Raw genomic sequence first — 22,673 nt, 5'->3', positions numbered from 1 at the left:
AACTCTACTTTTCCGCCATAAAAAGTGATAGTCCCGCTAGGAACAAACGACTTACAGAGGGAACTTCTGCTATAAACGAGACCGTCTTTCCATAATCCGAAAAAAAGTCTTTTCGTTCTACTTGTGGTACGGTTCATCGCACTATCTGTAACGGCAAGTTATAAGGCCATCCCTTTCGGGATGGCCCTTTCTGTAAACGTGGTTACTCGAGTACTCTGTCATTTTTAATTGAATTTCTTTTAATTAATAGTTCCTAGTAATCTGGAAACAATTGCTGCAAACTCTGCTCTAGTAATATCTTTTTCAGGCTTAAATGTACTGTCTGCGTAACCTGTAATAATATTATTGGATGCGAGTGCATCAATGGAATCATAATACCATGCATTTCTTGTAACATCTTTGAATGATGTGTTTCCAGTACCTGTTAGCTTAAAAGCTCGAGTGATTAGTGTCGCTAATTCACCACGACTAATCTTCTCATCTGGACGGAATCTTCCGTCACTATATCCGTTCATCAAGCCTGATCCAGCAGCTGCACCAATAAACTTATTCGCCCAATGAGTTGGAGATACATCTATAAAGTTACTTTCTTGTCCTTCAAGTCCCATGTAAGTTGCAATTACTTTAATTGCTTCGGCACGAGTCAAACCTGAATTTGGACGGAATGTTCCATCGGAATAACCGGTCAATAATCCCTTAGCAATTAGTGCGTCAATGCTTGCTTTTGCCCAATGATTCATTGTATCTACAAAACTAACAACTTTCGGCTTATCTGCTGGTGTTATTGTTTCTGCAGGTGCCGTTGTTTCTATAGGCGTTGTTACTGCTGGAGGTGTACCTCCTCCAGTATTTGGATTGGTTGGTCCATTATCTGTGTTTGGATTAGGATTAGTAGAGTTTGAAACATATTGAAGTGCTGGAGCAAATGTTGTAAGTAGTCTAGCTTGACTTTGTTGCTCAAGAGCGTAGCCCATGCCTAAAATTTTTGCATCGTCCCATGCTCTACCAACCAGTTGCATAGAAATAGAATATCCGCTGTCATTCGTTCCTACAGGAACAACTACCGTAGGGAGACCCACATTAGAGGTTAATACGCCCGTGTTACGGTCAGAACTTAATTGAGAAGCTGATGCGTCATTGTTATATACGTCACTAATAAAACCTGCATAAACAACAGCATCAACGCCATTCGCGTCCATCCAGTTTTTAATAACTTCCTTATAGTCGGTTCTATACATAATGTAATCTTGTACAGCTTGTTCAGTCATACGAGTTGGAGTACTATATCCTCTTTGATTATAGATAAGCACCTTATCTGAAGCTAGTACACTTGCTCCATCAATATAAGGGAAGTCCTTATGAAGCTCAATATAACGTGCCCAACCTTCAGTAGATCCATTAATACCTGAAGGACGACTAGGGCCTGATGGTACAGCTGACATTTCAACCATTGTCGCACCCGCTGCTTGAAGCTCTGAGAACTTATCCATCACTGCCTGTCCAGTATCATCATCAGCATATGCAGATACAAAGGATGCAGGAATGTATCCAATTTTCTTTCCTTTCAATGCATTAACATCCAGAGATTCCTTCCAATCCACTGGACGCTTATGATCTGCATCAGCAGTGACCGTGAAAATATCCTGTGGGTCCGTACCCGTTGTAGCATTCAATATAATAGCTAGGTCAGTTACTGTTTTAGCAATGGGACCTGCATAATCTTGTCCCCAAGTGAGTGGCAGTACACCTGTAGTACTTGCCATACCGTCTGTACCCCGGAAGCTTTTTAAGCTAGCGCCTGTAGTTGGTGCATAGAGAGATACCCCTGTTTGCGATCCCATTGCTGCTGCTGCAAAATCAGCTGCAACAGATACTGCAGACCCGCCGCTTGAGCCAAAAGATGTTTTCGATGGATATAGTGCATTCCATGTTTGCTGCCAGCCGCTTTCACTAAAGCTTCCGCTGTTAGCAAACTCAGAAGTGTTTACTTTACCAATAATTATAGCTCCAGCTTCCCGCAGTTTTTTCACTTGGAATGCATCAGAATCAGGCTGCCAGCCTTCAAGAGCTTTACTGCCACCGGTAGTAGGCATGTCCTTTGTATCATAAATATCTTTTATCGCAATTGGAATACCCAATAAATCACCTTTTACACCTTGTGCACGGGCATCGTCAGCAGCTTTTGCTTGGTTAAGCGCAGTTTCAGATACATGCAGGAATGCATGGAATCCCAATTGTCCCTCATCGTATACCTTAATTCTATCTAAATAGGCTTGAGTAATTTGTACAGAAGTAGTTTTACCATTAATCATATCCTTCTGCATTTCTGCAATTGATTTATTCTTAACATCATACGGCGATGAAGTTATTAATTCTTTGGCCGCAGGAGCATTTGGAATATCCAGATGATCTCCAGTATCAAGTCCCTCTATAGCAGATGTATCCCAGTTGCTAATTGAACGAATTTGTGCGTTTGTTAATCCTGTTACATCCAGCAGACTATTAAGTCCATCTAGCATAGCAACCAGATTTTTCAACCCTTCTTCACCAGCTTCTCCAACTTGTACATAATTTACTAGGGACTTCGATTCGCCCGGTCCAATATTTAGTGAATTAATGAACCCATAGAAATTCGCTTCATTTTCATACTCAGCTAAGGGTACTGTGAATGGATCCTGTTGCTGATTCCCTAGACCTGTTAATCCATTATCAAACGGTTTTGGAGATCCCACTGCAACGCCTAGCGGCTTATTGTTTCTGGCACTGCTATCTACAACAATCCATGAATCATCTGTAGTTACCTTTAGATCGCCTGAGTAGGTTGCCTTAACTACTGAAGCATTTGTTGTTGTACCATATCCTAAAGAGCCACCGAATGATACATCAACTTTTATAGCGACATCATTTTTATTAGTGAATGTATCAAAGAATCTCGTTCGATTATGAATAGTATCCACATACACCTCACGTGTTACAGTTACATTTCCTAGATTTACAGATTGAGCCGAAGTAAACTTATTAACGCCATCGTATTTCAAGTCAAACCCACGCATCATTTGACCATTCATCAGTGGAGCTGAAGGCGAGGACACTTTAACAAAGATATTGCCGAAACCTTGTACTTGTGTAGCGCCAACTGTACGTAAACTTCCTGTGTCTAAGCTAGGAGCAAAAACATCGTGAATCTCCCATACTGTGCCACTTTCTGAAGTAACTCTAGTTAAAGCGTCAGCTGTTTGGAACGGAATTACACTCGTAGCAATAACAGATAACACAATTGAAGTAGCTATAAATTGCTTTTTACTCCAATTTTTTTTTGCTGGTGAATATTCAGATCGGGTGGAACCAGAATGATCTCTTTTAGTTTCACGTAGACGTTTGAACTTATTCATGTGCGTAATCTCCTTTTCCTTTATGTATTTTATTATTTAATGTTAGGAAATATAACACTAGTATTTGTTACAGTCAATAAATATTATCAATTTAATATATTTTGAGTTTCAAAAAAGGAAAAAAAGGCTTTTTTGATTATTTTGTGTAATGTATATGTTAAATATTATGTTAAATAGATAACGTTATATGATAGGTTTTAGGGGCCATAGGATATTGAGTATCATCATCCGCCTGCATCATCAAAAACCTTTAATTTCACGAAATCAAAAAGAAGAGGAACAGCTAATAATTAACGGAGAATATTATGTTTTTCATTTCATGAAAGTGGAAGATTCCTATATGGGAGAATGGTATAAAGCAGAATCACTGATGATTCCAGATGCACTAGCCCGCAAGATCAATAATGGACATCCTGAAAAGAGTAAAGTATCTGCTGGGAAAGAAGCCATAAGAATATCCAGGTAGTATATCTGGAATAAGTGGGATTTCATTGTGGAAACCACTTTAGCGGGTGGTAACGTTATAAGGCAGATGAGGGATGCAAAGGAACAAGGCTTTGAAATTATTGTGTTTTATGTGGGACTAGCTGATGTTCGGCTAAATATTGAATGTATTGCTCTACGTGTGAAAAACGGTGGCTATCATATTGAAACCGAGGATATTGCTAGACGCAATTTAACAAGTATGAATAATCTCACTTAGAGTTGATTGATCAATTAATTGTTATTGATAATAGTAAAGCTGTAATTGGTTTATTTTTTTGACATCACATCGTGTCCATAACCTCAAAAAAATCAAAAATACTGGAGAAGACGTGGAGGATCTGATCTCCATCGGCACCATCGGCCTGATTAAAGCCATCGAGAGCTATCGCCCGAACAAAGGCACAAAACTGGCCACTTTTGCTGCCCGTTGTATTGAAAATGAAATTTTGATGCATCTAAGATCTTTGAAGAAGACTCGTAAAGATGTATCTCTGCACGATCCGATTGGGGCGGACAAGGAAGGGAATGAGATCACATTGATCGATATCCTTGGCTCCGAGGCTGATGATGTCATTAAAGAGGTCGATCTGAAGATTGAGAAGAGCAAGATTTATCGAAACCTTGATATTCTGGATGATCGTGAAAAAGAAGTTGTCGTGGGTCGGTTTGGGCTGGATACAGGTGGAGAAGAGAGGACGCAGCGGGAGATTGCCAAGGAGTTGGGGATCTCGCGGAGTTATGTTTCGCGGATAGAGAAGAGGGCGCTCATGAAGTTGTATCATGAGTTTTATAAGGCGAAGCGGTAGAATTTAGAGGATAATTTTGAAAATTAATAAAGATTCACTATAGAGTGTTTTAAAAGCGACTTACCAACAAGGGAGTTGCTTTTTTGTTAATTTAAGTAGTTGGGCTAATTGAAAATAAAAAAAGCATATTCAGAAAATTAACTTTGTAACTGCTGAGGGCGGGGGGGGGCGAACCCGTACGGTACTCACGTACCGCAAGATTTTAAGTTCTGCGCTTCTACCTACTGCAATTCACCGTGATCCCGATCAGTTTGGTGGTCGGATCAGCCTCCTTTGCCTTCCGGTGGTAGTCGCCGGAAAGCAGAACGATAAGCTGCCCAGGTAACACCGTGTAGGTTCGCTCCTTCATCGCAATGGCATACATAGAGCAGCTCGAAATCGTACAGCCTCCTTCTCGGGAACAAGCGAGGTGCGACCCTCTGGAACTGCGCGTAATGGATGGAGGGAGTCCACTCCTGGAAGGGGACTCGCTTGCGGACCGGCGTTTGAGAGGGGGGCATAGCGGGACAGTTCCCATACATAGTATTAGACGGAATAACGGAATCGTGCAAAAAGTAACTTTCTTAGCTAAATAAAACTATCCATCATTCTTATATAATAAAGGTAACAAGGCATCATAACTAGATAAAAGTTATTCTGTAGTAATCCGGTATAATACAAATGTAAGAGAAGGATATGCATGAAGAATGGTAAGTCATCAATGCCCAAGAAGACTAGACGCAGTAGGGAGACTTCGGTTTCTCCCAACAAGGAGCTTGGATTAACATAAAATAACCTCCGCGAGTGAGAAGGATAGGATGGATGCATCATGAAAAAGTACGGGGCGGTCGTGATAGGCTGTGGTTATATGGGCTCTCTCCACTTGGACGCGATATCACGACAGGAGCGGGTCCGGTTGATCGGCGTGGCGGATTGGAACCGGGACAGGGCCTCCTTAGTGGCAAGCCAATACGGAGCCGAGTGTTGGAGCACGGATTACCGGGTCTTGATCGAGCGTGACGATGTGGATCTGGTCATTATCGCCACGTACCCGTCCTCCCATCTGGAGATCGCAAAAGATTGTCTCGCTGCAGGGAAGCATATCCTATGCGAGAAGCCGATGGCGGGTAATGCACGGGAAACGCAGGAATTCATGAAGCTTGCCCGTGGAGCCAAAACCAAGGTCCTGGTCGGTCACATCCTTCGCCATAACACCACGTACCAGGCGGTTATGAAGATGATCCGGGAGGGCGCTATCGGCTTCCCCTTGGTCATCCGGTTATCCCAATTGAAGCCCTCCAAAAACTGGGCTTCCCAATTGTCCCTGCTCCGGGACGTCTCGCCGATCGTGGATTGCGGCGTTCATTATATCGATGTGATGCGTTGGGCTACAGGGGCGGACGTGGTAAGCGTCAACGGGATCGGGCAGCGTCTCTATGAAGAAGTCCCGCCGTACACTTACAATTACGGACTAATGACCCTCCGTCTGTCGGACGGCTCCATCGGCTACTTTGAGACGGGATGGGGCAAGGGGATTCCGACTGATAACCGGAAGGAATTCATCGGACCCGCAGGCCGGATCCGTATCATCTACAAGAACGATCGACCGCGAGAGGATCAGCATTTGGGAAATCTGGTCGAGGTCGAAGACCACCGGAAAGGAACGTTCCGGCAGATCAATATGGACTTCTCCGTGAAGCCTACGGGTGCCCAACTGGACTATTTCCTGTCCATGCTGGAGAACAACTTGCCCGCTATACCGGCAATGGAGGATGCTTGCCGGGCGATGGAGATCGCTCTCCTGGCCGACCGGGCGATTCATGAAGGAATTACGTTACCTTGCGCGAAATAAGGGTGGGCCAACATGGTGATGGTAACAGGGGATGGTCCGGTGCATGGTGTACACCTGCTGAAGGACTATATCGTCCACACCCATGTGAAGGACGGCATCCGACATCAGCAGCTCGAACCGAGGGATGTATACGGTGCCGTCGGGTACCAGCCGCTGGATCATCAACGGATTGCAGAGCTTGTAAGCTCCGGAGCCATATTCCAGGAGGTTCCGTTGGGCGAGAGGAAGGGCCGCCTTGCAGGAGAGCGGATACGGGGGGATGCGCCCGAGAGGGAAATAGAGCGGGCGGTCTCCTTCATCCGCCAATACAGGTAACGGCAGACGGCCGTGCGAAATCTCAGGGATCGAGACTGCGTATTGGAAAACCGGGTAATCGCGGGTCTAAATAATTAAGTTAATTAATGGGGTTGTTTTGCTGTGTTAATCCCAGTGGGATTTCGAACAGAAGGGAATGAACCATGGAAAGAAAATTGGAAACCTTAGTAATTTCCCGCCTGACAAATCAGAAAGATGTTTCAAATACAGAAGAAATCCAGATCATCAAGCAGTATCAATGGCTTAAAGGGTATAACCCGGTCGTTACAGCAAGATTAAATTACAGTCAGGAGGATCTGAAGCTTCAGTTTAAGGTTTACGAAAAGAATCCAATACGAACATATAGAAATATGAATGATCCTGTGTATAAGGATAGCTGCGTCGAGTTCTTTTTTCAGTCTACTCCGGATTCGGACCAGCGCTATATGAATTTCGAATTTAATGCGAATGGCGCAATTCTCTTGCAGATAGGAGCGGATCGGTATGATCGATTTCCAATCACTATCAATCCGGTACTTTTCCACGTCGTATGCACCACAGATCAAATCAATGATAAAGGAGAAGTGTATTGGGAATTAAGCTTTTCGATCTCATGGGCTTGGGTACAATCTTATTTTTCGGATTTTCGGGCAGTACCGGGAAAAAGGATAAGAGGAAACTTTTACAAGTGTGGCGACGATACGACCTATCCGCACTTTGGAACATGGAGCAAAGTTCATTCGAACAAACCAGAATTTCATAGAAGCTGTGATTTTGGAATTCTGTACTTAGAGTAACTGCGAAATGCAGCGTCAATGAATAACTTCCTAAGCCGCATATACGGGGTTGGAGGTTTTTTTAGCGAGCGTAGTTGTGCAATTTTATCAGTACCCAATTTAATTTAGCACTTTGTAAATGAAGGTTGGGATTACGTCGATAGTAAGGGGATTGTTACATTTCTACCGATAGGTAATGATGATGATTTCAATTGGTTATGTGAAACTATTGGAATTCAATTGTTACGAAGAGATTCTAAAGCCGGATGCGATTTGCTTATATTTAATACGAATGAGATGGTTTTCAGTTTATCAATATATAGGAATAAAATTGTAGTTGAAAGTGATATTGATATTACCGACTTCACTTGGTATTTGGAAAAAATATTGCCTGTTTTTTAAAAATTCAAGTTTGCAGGTTGAACAAATCATATGTGAACAAGTAGTATAAGCATTTAGAGTCATTAGGTTTTTACAAATTTGACAATGATGATATTGTCTCAAAAGAAGTTGGTCAGTCATGGTGTTTGTGCTGTTGTCACAGGAAGAGTTGGACTTGATAATGTTGAAAGCGTTGAGCTTAAAGTCATAAAGTAGATCTGTTGACATTAAAGTATTAAAAGGCGACTTGTCTGCGGATAAGTTGTTTTGTTTTTTTAGGAAGGTGATTAGATAACAAAGTATCCCGGATCCTGGAATATTAAAAAACGGGATACCTCATTAGCTGTAATAATATCGGACAGTCTCTTTCCTAGAATATTCCCTTCAAACAATGTTCAGTCCGTTGTTTCTGTATTTTTTTGTTTATCAGGAGAAATGCCGGGAGCTGTGATCTCTGGTTCGTCGCCCTGCAAAGCACCCACGATTTCTTCCAGCTTACCTGTTGCTCCCATATCGCCAGCCAGGCTTGAATCGGGTTCGGTTATAGGATCAACACCCGGGCCGCGTCCATCAAGCGGAGCTTTCTTGTCGTCCTTCATTTAATCGTCTCCTTTCTGTGTAGTCTTTGTATTTCTTTCCAATCCCAATCAAGAAAATATGATATAATGACGTCGTTATTGTAAGTTGCATTTTTAATATGAAAATAGGATGGACAATATGAGGGGATATATTCATAACGTCGATAAAAAACGATTGCTTATTATGATTATCGGCAATGTATTTCTGGGCATGGGAATTAGTATTTTCAAGCTGTCCGGCATGGGGAATGATCCCTTCAGCGGTATGGCAATGGCACTTGCAGAGAGCGTCGGTATAACATATGCGAATTTTTTGATCTTACTGAACCTGCTATTGTTTGTAATCGAATTCATAACAGGACGAAAGTTTATTGGAGTCGGGACTTTCGTAAACGCAATTCTTTTAGGATATATTGCTACTTTCTTTCATAATAATTGGCTATCTCTGTTCGGCGAACCTCATTTGTTATGGCAGCGAGTGGTTATCGTAGCAATTGGCGTGGTGGTATGCAGTTTTGGGGTCTCCCTGTATCAGACATCGAAGGTGGGAGTAGCTCCCTACGACAGCTTGTCCCTGATTATGAGAGAGAACTTCCCTAAAATATCTTATTTTTGGCACCGGATGTTTACGGATGCTCTTTGTGCTCTGATTTGTTTCCTGGCAGGAGGCATTGTAGGCTTAGGAACTTTGGTGTCAGCACTTGGTCTGGGACCCATCATTCATTTTTTTGATGTGAATTTTACGGAGAAGCTTCTGGCAAAAAGGCGTACCAATTAAAAAAAATGAATTGAAGAAAGGCGGGGCAGATCAATCTGCCCCGCCTTTACTGTAATTTGAAGGTCCATTCCTAATGAGCGGATGAACTTTTTATTTTATTATTTTTATGGATATCTTCCGTACCACTATCCAAGGCAGTCTTATAGTAGAAGCATTTGTGTTCTATGACTTCCATCGTTTTTTTTAATTCTTCCATCTGCGCTTCTACGGAAGCTTTCCGCTCCAGAAACATGTCATATCTTTGCTGTAAGGTGGAATCCCCCTCAGAGCACCACTCAATGAAATGTTTTATTTCTTTAATTGGCATCCCGGATGACTTCAGGCATTCAATTACCTTTAAAGCGTCCATATCGGATTGTTTGAATATACGTTTACCGCCGGAGGTTCTTTCTATAGAAGGGAAAAGACCTTCCTTGTCATAGTAACGTAGGGTATGTGGTGTCATGTTAAAGGACTCTGCAACTTCACTTATGGAGTATGTCTTCATCATCTATCTCCCATCTCAAATATATTTTGTGCTTGACTTAGAGTTAACTTTAAGTAATAACATATGTTTTGTAAAGCTGACGTTTTAGATTTTATTATTAACCAGAAGAGAGGTTTCACTATGATAAAAGTTAATGCACACGCTACATTCAGTCAGGAAGGTCCATTTAAGCTAACCACAATCGAACGCCGAGAACTGCAGCCGCACGATGTTCTTATTGAGATTAAATACGCTGGTATTTGCCACTCGGACATTCATACTGCCCGCGGGGAGTGGGGACCGGTCAACTATCCACTCGTTCCGGGACATGAGATCGCCGGAATTGTCAGCCAGATTGGTTCTGAAGTCACAAAGTACTCAGTGGGCGACCGGGTAGGGGTAGGTTGTATGGTTGACTCCTGTGGAGAGTGCAGTAATTGCCATAAAGGTGAGGAGCAGTATTGCCTGAGTGGAAATACGGGCACCTATGGAGCTATCGACCGGTACGGGCAGTATACGCAAGGCGGCTACTCCACTCATATCGTCGTAACCGAGGATTTTGTGGTTCGGATCCCTGACAGTATTCCGCTTGATGCTGCTGCACCGCTTCTGTGTGCAGGAATCACCACCTATTCACCTCTGCGTCATTGGGGAGCAGCTCCCGGTAAAAAAGTAGCTGTAGTGGGTCTTGGTGGGCTTGGACATATGGCTGTGAAGATCGCTCATGCCATGGGGGCTGAGGTTACTGTTTTATCACAGTCCCTGAAGAAGAAGGAAGACGGATTGCAATTAGGGGCGGATCATTATTATGCCACTAGCGATCCGGAGACATTTAAACAGCTTGCCGGTTCGTTCGATCTAATCGTAAATACTGTAAGCGCGCAGATTAATATCGATGCCTATCTTTCGCTCCTGGCGCTGGATGGTACATTAGTCAATGTCGGTGCGCCTGCTGATCCTTTGGCAGTAAACGTATTCTCGCTGATCGGCCACCGCCGCTCGTTTGCCGGATCGATGATTGGTGGAATTCGTGAAACGCAGGAAATGCTTGATTTCTGCGCTGAACATAATATTTCATCTGAAATCGAGGTCATTTCTGCTGACCGGATTGATGAAGCCTGGGAGCGTGTGCTTGCTTCAGATGTCCGTTACCGGTTCGTCATCGACATCAGCACGATGGGGAACAACGAATAAGAGACGCCCTCTTTGTTGACATCACATCGTGCATCGGCTTGATTAATGCCATTAAGAGCTATCGTCCCAATAAAGGGAGTAGACGGTCATTCTTGTAGTCTAACAAACATAAAGAACCCAAGCGATTGAATTTTAAATCGCTTGGGTTCTTTGCTTCATTTTCATAGGTTATTTTTTTATCTCAAAATTATGAATTCATCAACTGATATTAGGTGTAGAGTCTCTTATGATGAGTTTGGTATAAATATGAGAAACCTGATAGGGTTGCTTCGGATCATTAATTCGGGAAAGTAGCATTTCGGCTGCTTTGACACCCATCTCATTACTATAAATATGAACCGTAGTAAGATGGGGTTCTACAATGCTTGATTCAGGACCGTTATCAAAACCACAAATGACGATGTCGTTAGGAATGGAAAGCACATTTTTGAGTGACTTCATAAAGGTAACCGCAATATAATCGTTAGCACACACGAAAGCAGAAGGGAGCTCATTGATTTGACTTAGTCTAGTATCTGCCCACTCTGGACTTGAGAAAAATAGTTGATCGTCATCGAGAATGCATTGTGTGAGATCAAGCTGAATCCCGGATTCTATTAGTGCGCGATTAAAGCCCACCCATCTTTCATTAAAACTCCTACAGTGATTATAGTCCCCGATGAACCCCAGTGATTTGTAACCGCCCTCAATTAACTTTTTGGTAAGTTGGTATGTGCTGTGTTCGTTCTCCATGAGAAGTACATCTGCTTGGAATTCAGGGTAACAGACATCTGCAGAGCAGTCGATGAAAATAGTTGGAATACCTAGATTTGTAATCAACTTACTATATTCCGAATTGAACAACTCAATACAAATAATTCCGTCTACATTGGAGACATCAAAATTATTTGGAAGAGACAGGGACTCTTGATCAATGTCTCTAATAATGTGCATGGATAAATTATATCCCTCTGCACTGATTCTTTTTTCCATGCCACTGATCAGTTTCGACCCAAAGTGGGAAGTGTTAGGTAAGTTTTCTGTTAATAAAGCGATATTTCCAGAGTTTCTTGGTTGAACACTCTCGGTGTCCATAAAAGCAAATTGTTTATATTTTAACTCTATCGCTTTCTTTATAACCTTGTTTCTGGTTTCATCAGGTATACCATTCGTTCCATTTAAGGCTTTGGAAGCTGTATTTCTGGAGATTCCTAAAGCATCCGCGATGTCTTGTATGGTTACTTTTTCCCTGGCCATCTATGTAATTCACCTCTATATTCTTGTTCTTAACCTTCGCCACAAATAGTGTACTATTTGTCATGATTCCAACTCTCTTTAATGTATATTAGTTTACTCAAAATAGCAATATAATATTTACAAATGCACAATTTAGTTTACATTTTACCAGTGGGTAAGTGTGCGAAAAAGGTAGTTTTGTTTTCGTTTTAATGAGAATATGTTGACTTTAAAGTATGTAATCCTATTTAAATTGGCTGTATTTGTAATTTTGTAAAATTTAAAGCGTCATTTATGAACAAAATATTTTGTCATATGCACATAAATATTTTTACAAAATGTATTGACGAACGATTAAGTGTTTGGTAAATTGTAAAAGCAGCAGGACATAAGCCAATTGAAAGCCCTTACTGTATCAAGATATAAACATTGATAAGAACGGAGGTAAAGGCATTGCAAAACCTAATAGAAGCTGAACACAGAACAATGGTGTCCAAACATAAGAGCTCCTTACTAGACTATCTAAAGAAATACTACTTTCTTTATATTTTGCTCGCACCAGCTGTGATCCTGACCCTTATTTTTAAATACGGTCCTATGTATGGTGCGATTATCGCCTTTAAAGATTTCAGCCCAATCAAAGGGATTATGGGGAGTGAATGGGTAGGCTTGTACAACTTCGAGAAATTCCTGTCATCCCCCAACTTCGAAGTTATCTTTATGAATACGCTTAAATTAAGTTTTTTCGGATTAATTCTGAGTTTTCCAATTCCAATCCTGCTTGCGTTGATGTTAAATCAAATTCGCCGTGCAGGCGTCAAAAAGAACATTCAGTTGTTCTTGTATGCACCTAACTTTATTTCTGTTGTCGTTGTGGTCGGGATGTTGTTTATCTTCTTGTCCCCAACGGGACCGATTAACCAGTTTTTTACCTGGCTTACAGGTGAACCAATCATGTTCATGTCTCGTCCGGAGTACTTCCGTTCGATCTACATTCTTTCTGATATTTGGACCGGAGCCGGTTGGGCATCCATTATTTATGTAGCAGCGCTTGCTAATGTCGATCCTGAGTTACATAATGCAGCCAATCTTGACGGCGCTAATCTTCTACAAAGAATACGCCATATCGATCTGCCAACCATTCGTCCAATTATGGCTATTGTATTTATCCTTGCAGCTGGTGGGATTATGTCCATTGGCTTCGAAAAAGCCTATCTCATGCAAACGGCGATGAACTTGCCAACCTCAGAAATCATTCCGACTTACGTTTATAAAATTGGTTTGCAGTCGGGCGATTATGCTTATTCAGCCGCAGTAGGATTGTTTAACTCTATCATCAACATCGTCTTGCTCGTCACCGTTAACTTCACCGTGAAGAAACTGAATGAGGGTGAAGGTCTTTACTAAGAAAGGAGCAACAAGCTATGCCCATTAAACATTCCGGATTAGATCGTTTTATCATCGTGTTGAATGCGATCTTCCTGACGCTGGCCGTACTTATCATCGTACTTCCCTTGATTTATGTAGTGATTGCATCTTTTATGGATCCATCTGTGCTGCTCAGTAAAGGATTATCATTCAACCTATCGGACTGGTCATTAGAAGGGTATATAAAAATTCTTTCTAATCCTGCCATGATCCGAGGTTTTGGAAACTCTGTTTTATACTCTGTTTCATTTGCTATGATTACCGTTCTCGTCTCAATCTGTGCCGGTTACGCACTGTCCGATGACAGGCTCAAAGGAAAAGGGTTCTTCATGACATTGTTTATTATCACCATGTTCTTTGGGGGTGGACTCATACCTACATATCTGCTCGTTAAGAACCTTGGTCTGCTTGATACAGTATGGGCGGTGATCATTCCAGGGGCGGTCAATGTTTGGAACATCATTCTCTCTAGAACTTTCTTCAAAGGAGTTCCGAATGAAATGAAGGAAGCCGCTAATGTAGACGGAGCTTCCGAGATGCGGATTTTCTTCAGTGTCGTATTACCGCTCTCCAAACCGATTGTTTTTGTGCTCGCTCTTTATGCCTTTGTTGGCCAGTGGAATTCCTACTTTGACGCTATGATCTATTTAGATAATCCTAATCTTCATCCACTGCAGCTCGTGTTGCGTTCCATCTTGATCCAGAATCAGGTAGATCCGGGCATGATCAGCGATCAACTCGCCATGGCGGAAATGAAACGATTGTCTGAAATCATCAAGTATGCTGCCATCGTTGTTTCCAGTTTGCCACTCATTGTTATGTATCCGTTCTTCCAGAAGTACTTTGAAAAAGGTGTTATGGTCGGTTCCCTTAAGTAGGAAACAGGCTGCACATAGATAAAGATTAATTCATTCATATCTAATTTGGAGGTCATACCCTATGAAAAGAATTAAGAAATCAAGAGTTTCGACGAAAGCAGCTTCTGTAACTGTACTTGCTTCACTTATGTTCCTTAGTGCATGCGGTGGAGGAGGAGGGGGAAGTGCAGCTAGTAAAGAACAGGACGCCAGCGGTAAAGTAACTTTGAATTTTATTACGCAAAGCTCTCCACTTGCACCAACGGATCCAAATGAAAAACTGATTAATAAACGTCTTGAAGAAAAGACGAATGTTCATATTAATTGGAAGAATTTCACGAAAGACGTATTTGTTGAAAAAAGAAACCTGGCTGTGGCAAGTGGTGATCTTCCTGATGCAATTTTTAATGCGGACTATAGTGACTATGAGCTGCTCAAGCTTGCTAAAGATGGTGCCATCGTCCCGCTGAATGATCTCATCGAGAACAATATGCCAAACTTCAAAAAGGTGCTGGAAGAAGCACCAGAATATAAGAGTATGATTACGGCACCAGATGGCAATATTTATGCCTTTCCATGGATTGAAGAGCTGGGTAGCGGTAAAGAAAGAATCCAGGCGGTAGATAGTATGCCTTGGATCAATGTGGAATGGCTTAAGAAGCTTGGCCTTGATATGCCTAAAACAACAGAAGAATTAAAGGAAGTATTAATTGCATTCAAGACAAAAGATCCAAATGGCAACGGTAAGGCTGACGAAATTCCATTGTCCTTTATTAACAAGCCGGGAGCAGAAGATCTGGCATTCCTATTTGCTTCGTTTGGATTGGGTGAGAACCCTGACCATGCGGTTGTGAGCAATGATGGGAAAGTGATATTTACGGCGGCACAAGAAGACTACAAGGAAGCAGTTTCTTTTATTAACGAGCTGTATAAAGAAGGACTCATTGATATTGAAGCCTACACACAAGACTGGAGTACTTACCTTGCAAAAGGAAAGGATCAGAAATACGGACTTTACTTCTCATGGGATAAGGCCAACATCACCGGAGATAATGACAGCTACGAAGTTATGCCTCCACTTGCTGGACCCGATGGTGAAGTTAACGTAACAAGAACGAACGCGCTTGGTTTGGGAAGAGGTAAGATGGTTGTCACAAGCGCCAATAAGAACTTGGAAACGACAGCCAAATGGGTTGATCAACTCTTCGATCCGATTCAATCTGTACAGAACAACTGGGGGACGTATGGAGATGAGAAACAGCAGAATATTTTCGAATTTGATAAAGAAAAAGGAATGCTGAAACATTTGCCGCTGGAGGGTGCAGCTCCTGTAGAACTACGTGAGAAAACAAGTGTCGGTGGACCCCTAGCTATTCTTGATTCTTATTATGGGAAATACACAACCATGCCGGATGATGCCAAAAGCAGAATGGATATTATCAAGAATATCATGGCGCCAAAGATGAAAGCAGAAAACGTAATGCCGAGTGTATTCCACTCCATTCAAGAGCTTGATCGCCTTACGACAATTGAAACGGATCTTTTTGCCTACGTGCTTAGAATGCGCACAGAATGGTACCAAAACGGTAAAATCGAAGCGCAGTGGGATGAATATCTGAAAGAATTGGATCGTCTGGGCTTGCAAGAATGGCTTGAAATTAAACAAGGCGGATATGATAGAGCAACCCAATAACAAATGATTAATATTGTGGGATGAAGGCCGAGTTCCATGCAGTTACACTGCTATACACGACCTTCATCTATATAAAGAGAGATGATTTTAGAACGGGAGTAAAGGAGAAAACAATAATGTCTACGATTGCGAAACAAAATTACCGAGGTGTGTATCATTTTTCCCCTAAGGAAAAGTGGATGAATGATCCAAACGGAATGGTTTATTTTGAGGGTGAATATCATTTGTTCTTTCAGCACCATCCGGGTGGAATGACCATGGGAGCTATGCACTGGGGCCATGCGGTCAGCAAGGATCTTGTTACATGGGAGGAACTGCCTATCGCTCTCGCTCCAGATGAATTAGGTATGATTTTTTCCGGCAGTGCTGTAGTTGACTGGAATAATACGACTGGATTTTTTGAAGGTAAACCAGGTTTAGTAGCGATTTTTACGCATCATTTGGATATGCCAGAAGGCAAGCCAGCCATTCAGCGTCAAAGCTTGGCCTACAGTAAAGATAACGGAAGAACCTGGACGAAGTATGAAGGAAACCCGGTACTTGAACATGATACATTCATAGATTTCCGTGACCCCAAAGTATTTTGGAATCAAGATACGAATCAATGGGTGATGATTGTAGCTTGTGGTCAAACGGTGTGTTTATATCATTCTCCTGATCTAATTAACTGGACATATGCCAGCGAATTTGGTAACGGAATCGGTTCTCATGACGGGGTATGGGAATGCCCAGACTTGTTCCCACTTGCTATTGATGGCGATCATTCGAACACGAAATGGGTGATGCTTGTGAGCATCGGTGCGGATCCCGCTTTTGTGGAAGGGTCAAGAACTCAGTATTTCACAGGGGATTTTGATGGAGAAGTGTTCACGCCAGATGAAGATTCGATAAAAGTTCGCTGGATTGATTATGGAAGAGATAATTATGCAGGTGTAAGCTGGTCCGATATACCGGCTGAAGATGGAAGACGACTATTTATCGGCTGGATGAGCAACTGGATGTATGCTAACAAGACGCCGGCAGAAGAATTCCGCGGCGCGATGACGATTGCAAGGGAACTTCAACTCGAATCAAGACAAGGGGAGATCTTTCTTGTGCAGAAGCCGGTACAAGAGTTGGAATCTGCTCGTGTACAAGTCCTTTCTGTGAAAGAGGCAACGGTGCAAGAAATCAATACTCTTCTTAAGGAGATTCACTTGGAATCTTATGAGATTATAGCTGAGTTTACTCGAGGTAAATCTGTAGGCTTCAAAGTAAGAGTAGGTGCGGATAGCCAAACAATAATCGGTATTAACGGTGAGACAGAGGAGCTTTATGTAGATCGGATGGCTTCAGGTCAGCATGATTTCCACGAACATTTCGTAGGACATCATTCAGCCAAGCTCGAAGCGCTTGATGAGTCAAATGATCTCCGTATTTTTGTGGATCGCTCTTCAGTTGAGGCGTTCAGTAATGGTGGTCAGGCAGTGATTACGGATCTTATATTCCCTGGACTAGAATCTAAAGGTATAGCTGTGTTTGCAGAAAATGAGAATGACTTGCTGATTTCCCTGGATATCTATGAGCTTACTCCCTCTGCTGAGCAAGACAAGAATTAGTCAACGAGAGGAGTCATGTATATGCGTATAGGAGCGATTGAAGCTGGCGGGACGAAGTTTATATGTGGCATTGGGAATGAAAATGGGGAAATTGAAGATCAGATTAGTTTCCCAACAGAACATCCTGAGGTGACGTTGCCCAAAGTTATTCAATATTTTCAAGGCAAGCAAGTAGAAGCTATCGGAATTGGATCGTTTGGTCCGATTGATATTCACACAGATAGCAGGGCGTATGGTTACGTTACTACAACACCAAAGCCAGGGTGGGGAAATTACGATATGCTGGGCACTTTGAAAAGAAACTTTTCGGTTCCTTTTGGATGGGACACGGATGTCAATGCAGCGGCATTTGGTGAAGCCAAATGGGGCGCTGCTCAAGGGTTATCCAGCTGTTTGTACTATACAGTTGGCACGGGTATTGGTGTGGGAGTGTATTCAGAAGGTAAACTCATTCATGGTCTTGTACATCCTGAAGGGGGGCATGTTCTTACGAGACGCCATCCTGACGATGTATTCCCAGGGGGATGTCCCTATCATGGGGACTGCCTAGAAGGGATGGCGGCAGGTCCTGCTATTGAAGCAAGGTGGGGGAAGAAGGGCCATGAACTTCCTATGGATCATCTTGCATGGGAAATGGAAGCATTTTATATTGCACAGTCGATTACGGGTGCTATATTGCTTAACTCTCCTCAGAAAATCATTCTGGGTGGTGGTGTTATGCAGCAGTCACAATTGTTTCCACTGATCCGTCAGGCTGTGCTTCAGAACCTGAACGGCTATGTCAGCTCAAGTACTATTTTGGAACACATAGATGAGTATATCGTTCCACCAGGGTTAGGCCAACAGGCGGGATTATGCGGTGCTCTGGCTCTTGGACTCACAGCACTGGAAAGTCAGATTTCTGCTCAATTGTAAAAGAATATATAGAGGAGGTCAGTGCAGTAATGAATTGGCCTCCTTCTTTTTTTTCAATATTAATGATAGAAAAAGAGGGCAAAGAAGATGAAAAATAAAGGGAAATTCGCAATATGCTTTCTTATGGCAACAGGACTTGTAATGACTTCAGCAGGCATTTATGTAGCAAATCCCGGGACTGGATGGGCTGCGCTCGCTGAACAGGAGGTAAGCAAACGAGCTAAGGTGGGACTTTCTATTTTTGAAAGCGTAACCAATACAAATACGAATTTGACAGGTTGGCAAATAAAAGGAAAAGGTAACTTGGTGGATACTCCTGAAGGAATCTTACTGACTTCCGATCCAAAAGAAAATGTAATGGCAATCTCCGAAACGGTGTCAGAGGATTTTATCTATGAAGCTGACGTCATGATCAAGGATATGCAAGCTGATGCGACCTTATTGTTCCGTTCTAATGAAGATGGCTGGGGTTCCTACATGCTCCAAATTGTTCCGAATGCAGGTATGATCCGCTTACGAGACGCAAGTGATGGTGAAGGGAAATTAAAAGAGGAGCGGAAGGTTACAGTCAAGGCAGGCGAAATCTATCATCTCAAGGTGAAAGCAGAGGGTTCATCGCTGAAAATATATTGGGACAATGCATATAAACCTGTGATTGAGGTTCAGGATAACGCGTATCGTACAGGTAAGCTAGGACTCAATGTATGGGATGGTTCTGTTTTGTTCCAAAACATAATCGTAAGTGATCTGAAAGGAAATCTTGGTGCTGTGGTTACAAATCAAGGACAATGGCAGCCTAATATCAGCGGCAAAAAAGGAATGGTAGCAAACCAGAGTAAGTCACTGCAAATATATAACAAACAAGCTGCTGATTTTGTATATGAAGGAAATATATCTCTTCGTCCTGATTCTGTTGCAGCGCTCGCCTTTCGTTCATCGGCTGATGGAACAAAGGGATATGAAGCTGCCCTTACGAAGGAAGGAAATCAGGTCCGTGTAAGCTTGACGAAAGCTAACGGAACAGACATTGCAAGTTCACAGCATACCTATCCAAGTCAGACCGGAGCAAAACATCACGTAGAGATAAAGGCAAGTGGAAACAGAATTCAGGTCTTCCTAGACGGATACACCCCGGCTGCAATCGATCTAACAGATAAAACCTACACCGATGGATATGCAGGAATCGTCGTTAAACAAGGAACGGCTTACTTCCAGGATACTTATGTGACGGATGCTAGCAGTTATTATAATGAAAAATATCGTCCTCAATATCACTATACGCCAATTCGTGGTTCTGCAAGTGATCCGAATGGACTGGTCTATTTCGAAGGAGAATATCATCTATTCCATCAGGACGGAGGCACATGGGCACATTCTGTCAGTAAAGATATGCTGAACTGGAAGCGCCTTCCGATTGCGCTACCCTGGAATGATCATGGACATGTCTGGTCTGGATCGGCTGTGGCAGATTTGACGAATGCATCAGGCTTGTTCGGGGATTCAGGAGGTAAGGGGCTGATTGGCTACTACACTTCCTATAATCCCGATGGCCCGAATGGGAATCAGCGTATCGGTCTTGCATACAGCAAGGACCAAGGTCGTACTTGGGAGTATTTCAAGGAACGTCCAATTGTTATTGGAAATCCCGGAGATAATGGAGATGAGCCTGGAGGTTGGGATTTCCGTGATCCGAAAGTGATTCGTGATAACGACAATAACAGGTGGGTAATGGTTGTATCCGGTGGAGATCATATTCGTTTCTTTACTTCAACGAATCTACTTGATTGGACCCTGACAGATAGTTGGGGATACGGGGACTATGTTCGCGGCGGTGTATGGGAATGTCCGGATTTACTTCAGCTTTCGGTAGACGGAACATCACAGAAGAAATGGGTTCTGATGATTAGTACAGGAGCGAATCCAAAAACAGGCGGATCAGATGCTGAATATTTTGTGGGTCATTTAACAGCGGAAGGTAAATTCGTTAATGATAATCCGTCGAGGAAAGTATTGCGAACAGATTTTGGAAAAGAATTCTACGCTTCGATGTCTTTTTCGAACATGCCAGATCATCGCAGCGTAATGATGGCTTGGATGACAAACTGGGACTATCCGTTTGCTTTTCCAACGACCCATTGGAAGGGCGTACTGTCAATCCCAAGGGAAGTCTCATTAGTAACGACTAAAGATGGGATTCAGCTCGTTCAAAGCCCAATCAAAGAGTTGGAATCGCTGCGTAGTCAGCTGTATTTTACAGCTAATAAAGTGGTGAGTCCTTCTTCTCAGAACCTACTGAAAGGCGTTACTTCTGGTGCATACGAGATTGAAGCTGAAGTAGAAATTCCTGCAGGCAGTCAGGTAAGTGAATTTGGTTTTAACGTTCGAGTAGGTGGAAGTCAGAAAACGGTAGTTGGATATAAACCTAGTGAGAGTCAGATTTTTGTGGATCGGTCTGCATCTGGTATGACGGATTTTTCGAGTTTATTTAGTACAAGACATGAAGCGCCAATGCAAACGGAGAATAGGCGTATTAAGATGCGTATCCTTGTAGACGAGTCTTCTGTTGAGGTTTTTGGCAACAACGGTAAAGTCGTTTTCTCTGATGTCATTTTTCCGGATCCAGCCAGCAGAGCTTTGAGCTTTTACACCAATGGAGGCAACGTAAAGGTCGTATCTCTGAAAGTGAATCAGTTAGGATCTGTATGGAATCAGGAGTCCGATTCCGCTACCAAGATAATGATGGATACAAATGATCGTGAACTGAGCAAGGGGCAAAGCGACACACTCTTGGCAATGGTAGAGAATGGAACAGGTAATGGTGCACAGCCGCTGAAATGGAATTCCAGTAACAAGGATGTAGTTGAACTAAACGTAGAAAATAGCTCACAGGCAACCATTGTAGGAAAAAAAGAAGGCGAGTCTATCATTACTGTCTCTACTCCAAATGGGAAGACATCAATAAGCGTTTTAGTTAAGGTAACTGATGGTGAATTTCATACGAACTTAGGTGGATGGACTAAAGATCTTTCTGCAGCCTCTTGGGTCATTAGTGAAAATGGGATTCGTGGAAATTACTTGAGTGACGCGAATTATATCGCAGCGAAGCAGGCTGGAGACTTTACTTATGAAGCAGATATGATATTAGGGAAATCCGGGGGAGCAGGCTCTATGTTGTTCCGCGCCAGCGAAGATGGACGCAGCGGATACTACTTAAATCTGGATCCGAATATGAAGTCCGTACGTCTCTTTTATAAAATCGAAGGCCGTTTTGAAGAGCGTCAAATACTGGCGAAAGTTCCGATGTTCATTCAGCCGGGTCAAACCTATAAAGTAAAAATCGAAGCGAAGGGCTCGCATATTGTAGTTTATGTGGATGGGCAGAAAGTGATCGACCTCCAGGACGGCACATTTGCAGAAGGTCGCTTTGGACTACATGTATTTGGCGGATATGCTTCATATCAAAACGTTAACGTGAGCGGAGAAACACCTGCCAACTTAACCACATCTAGTCTAGTAAATGCAAAACTACAGAAATCTCTCTATACAGCAAATCTTGCAAATGGTGAAGCTGTTACCCTGAAGGATGCGAATGTTTCTATGGATCAGAAATGGGTAATCGTGCCGACGGGGGATGATGCAGGTTCCTATTCCATTCGTACAACAGCCGGTCAGGCGCTTGATCTCGACACAGGGCAAAATAAAATTCAGTTATACCATTATCTCGGATATAACAATCAGCGTTGGATTCTTCACAAGAATGATGATGGTACTCTAAGCATTATTTCTGCTCATCATAGGAAAGCGCTGGAAGTATCAGCGGATGGAACAACATTGTCTTTAAGCGAATTTGATCCTACTCTTGATCGGCAAAAATGGGTAATTACGAATTAAGATGAGAATGATGGAACTAATGGAAGAGCGGCTAAGATTTGGCGGCTCTACTTCTTAATAATTAAAGGTCCTTATTGTTAATCCGAGCCAGGTT

Annotated in this window: 17 protein-coding genes and 1 pseudogene; 14 read left to right on the top strand and 4 right to left on the bottom strand. The window is 42.6% G+C overall.

Translation table 11 applies throughout. The features are described 5' to 3' along the window. Positions 1-239 precede the first annotated feature (239 nt). Positions 240-3,392, bottom strand: a complete 3,153-nt coding sequence (locus ACFWMP_RS07620) for an amidase family protein (RefSeq protein ID WP_379422854.1) — start codon at positions 3,390-3,392, stop codon at positions 240-242. Between the two features lie 214 nt (positions 3,393-3,606). On the opposite strand from ACFWMP_RS07620, the gene ACFWMP_RS07615 reads away from it, so the two are divergent. The 6 genes and pseudogenes from ACFWMP_RS07615 (at position 3,607) to ACFWMP_RS07590 (ending at position 7,606) form a co-directional block, all read left to right on the top strand. After that, positions 3,607-3,858, top strand: a complete 252-nt coding sequence (locus tag ACFWMP_RS07615; RefSeq protein ID WP_379422852.1) for a hypothetical protein — start codon at positions 3,607-3,609, stop codon at positions 3,856-3,858. 27 nt (positions 3,859-3,885) lie between these two features. After that, the gene (locus ACFWMP_RS07610; RefSeq protein ID WP_379422850.1) at positions 3,886-4,095 is read left to right on the top strand and encodes a hypothetical protein; all 210 of its coding nucleotides are present in this window, start codon (positions 3,886-3,888) and stop codon (positions 4,093-4,095) included. Positions 4,096-4,147: 52 nt separating this feature from the next. Next, positions 4,148-4,684, top strand: a complete 537-nt coding sequence (sigK, locus tag ACFWMP_RS07605; RefSeq protein ID WP_379423551.1) for an RNA polymerase sporulation sigma factor SigK — start codon at positions 4,148-4,150, stop codon at positions 4,682-4,684. Between the two features lie 808 nt (positions 4,685-5,492). After that, the gene (locus tag ACFWMP_RS07600; RefSeq protein WP_379422848.1) at positions 5,493-6,515 is read left to right on the top strand and encodes a Gfo/Idh/MocA family protein; all 1,023 of its coding nucleotides are present in this window, start codon (positions 5,493-5,495) and stop codon (positions 6,513-6,515) included. A gap of 6 nt (positions 6,516-6,521) precedes the next feature. Continuing rightward, positions 6,522-6,830, top strand: a pseudogene (locus ACFWMP_RS07595) (sugar phosphate isomerase/epimerase); the annotation flags it as partial. Positions 6,831-6,973: 143 nt separating this feature from the next. Further along, positions 6,974-7,606, top strand: coding sequence for a carbohydrate-binding family 9-like protein (locus ACFWMP_RS07590; protein WP_379422846.1), 633 nt, complete (start codon positions 6,974-6,976; stop codon positions 7,604-7,606). 755 nt (positions 7,607-8,361) lie between these two features. On the opposite strand, the gene ACFWMP_RS07585 is transcribed toward ACFWMP_RS07590, so the two are convergent. Continuing rightward, on the bottom strand, positions 8,362-8,565 hold the full coding sequence (locus ACFWMP_RS07585; protein WP_076284369.1) for a hypothetical protein: 204 nt from the start codon (positions 8,563-8,565) through the stop codon (positions 8,362-8,364). Between the two features lie 118 nt (positions 8,566-8,683). Between ACFWMP_RS07585 and ACFWMP_RS07580 the strand changes: the two genes are divergently transcribed. Further along, a complete protein-coding gene (locus ACFWMP_RS07580) occupies positions 8,684-9,322 on the top strand; it encodes a YczE/YyaS/YitT family protein (RefSeq protein WP_076284368.1) in 639 nt (212 codons plus the stop codon). 70 nt (positions 9,323-9,392) lie between these two features. On the opposite strand, the gene ACFWMP_RS07575 is transcribed toward ACFWMP_RS07580, so the two are convergent. Then, positions 9,393-9,809, bottom strand: a complete 417-nt coding sequence (locus ACFWMP_RS07575) for a MerR family transcriptional regulator (protein WP_042185857.1) — start codon at positions 9,807-9,809, stop codon at positions 9,393-9,395. 120 nt (positions 9,810-9,929) lie between these two features. Between ACFWMP_RS07575 and ACFWMP_RS07570 the strand changes: the two genes are divergently transcribed. Beyond that, the gene (locus ACFWMP_RS07570) at positions 9,930-10,982 is read left to right on the top strand and encodes an NAD(P)-dependent alcohol dehydrogenase (RefSeq protein ID WP_379422843.1); all 1,053 of its coding nucleotides are present in this window, start codon (positions 9,930-9,932) and stop codon (positions 10,980-10,982) included. A gap of 198 nt (positions 10,983-11,180) precedes the next feature. On the opposite strand, the gene ACFWMP_RS07565 is transcribed toward ACFWMP_RS07570, so the two are convergent. Continuing rightward, on the bottom strand, positions 11,181-12,218 hold the full coding sequence (locus ACFWMP_RS07565) for a LacI family DNA-binding transcriptional regulator (RefSeq protein ID WP_379422841.1): 1,038 nt from the start codon (positions 12,216-12,218) through the stop codon (positions 11,181-11,183). Positions 12,219-12,683: 465 nt separating this feature from the next. On the opposite strand from ACFWMP_RS07565, the gene ACFWMP_RS07560 reads away from it, so the two are divergent. The 6 genes from ACFWMP_RS07560 to ACFWMP_RS07535 all read left to right on the top strand — a co-directional run bounded on the left by ACFWMP_RS07560 (position 12,684) and on the right by ACFWMP_RS07535 (position 22,579). Next, entirely contained in the window at positions 12,684-13,604 is a 921-nt protein-coding gene (locus tag ACFWMP_RS07560) for an ABC transporter permease (protein WP_076220051.1), read from the top strand. A gap of 17 nt (positions 13,605-13,621) precedes the next feature. Beyond that, positions 13,622-14,503 carry a carbohydrate ABC transporter permease gene (locus ACFWMP_RS07555; protein WP_379422839.1) on the top strand — a complete coding sequence of 294 codons (882 nt, stop codon included), beginning with the start codon at positions 13,622-13,624 and terminating at the stop codon, positions 14,501-14,503. A gap of 61 nt (positions 14,504-14,564) precedes the next feature. Continuing rightward, positions 14,565-16,175 carry an ABC transporter substrate-binding protein gene (locus ACFWMP_RS07550; protein ID WP_042185869.1) on the top strand — a complete coding sequence of 537 codons (1,611 nt, stop codon included), beginning with the start codon at positions 14,565-14,567 and terminating at the stop codon, positions 16,173-16,175. Between the two features lie 116 nt (positions 16,176-16,291). Then, entirely contained in the window at positions 16,292-17,773 is a 1,482-nt protein-coding gene (locus tag ACFWMP_RS07545) for a glycoside hydrolase family 32 protein (protein WP_076284361.1), read from the top strand. 21 nt (positions 17,774-17,794) lie between these two features. After that, on the top strand, positions 17,795-18,688 hold the full coding sequence (locus tag ACFWMP_RS07540; RefSeq protein ID WP_379422836.1) for an ROK family protein: 894 nt from the start codon (positions 17,795-17,797) through the stop codon (positions 18,686-18,688). Between the two features lie 87 nt (positions 18,689-18,775). Next, positions 18,776-22,579 (top strand): GH32 C-terminal domain-containing protein, encoded by a 3,804-nt coding sequence (locus ACFWMP_RS07535; RefSeq protein ID WP_379422834.1) that lies wholly within the window; start codon positions 18,776-18,778, stop codon positions 22,577-22,579. The last annotated feature ends 94 nt before the right edge of the window (positions 22,580-22,673 follow it).

It is taken from the genome of Paenibacillus sp. NPDC058367 (assembly GCF_042723305.1).
Classification (GTDB): Bacteria; Bacillota; Bacilli; order Paenibacillales; family Paenibacillaceae; genus Paenibacillus_AQ.
This window is presented reverse-complemented; position numbering and strand designations above follow the sequence as displayed.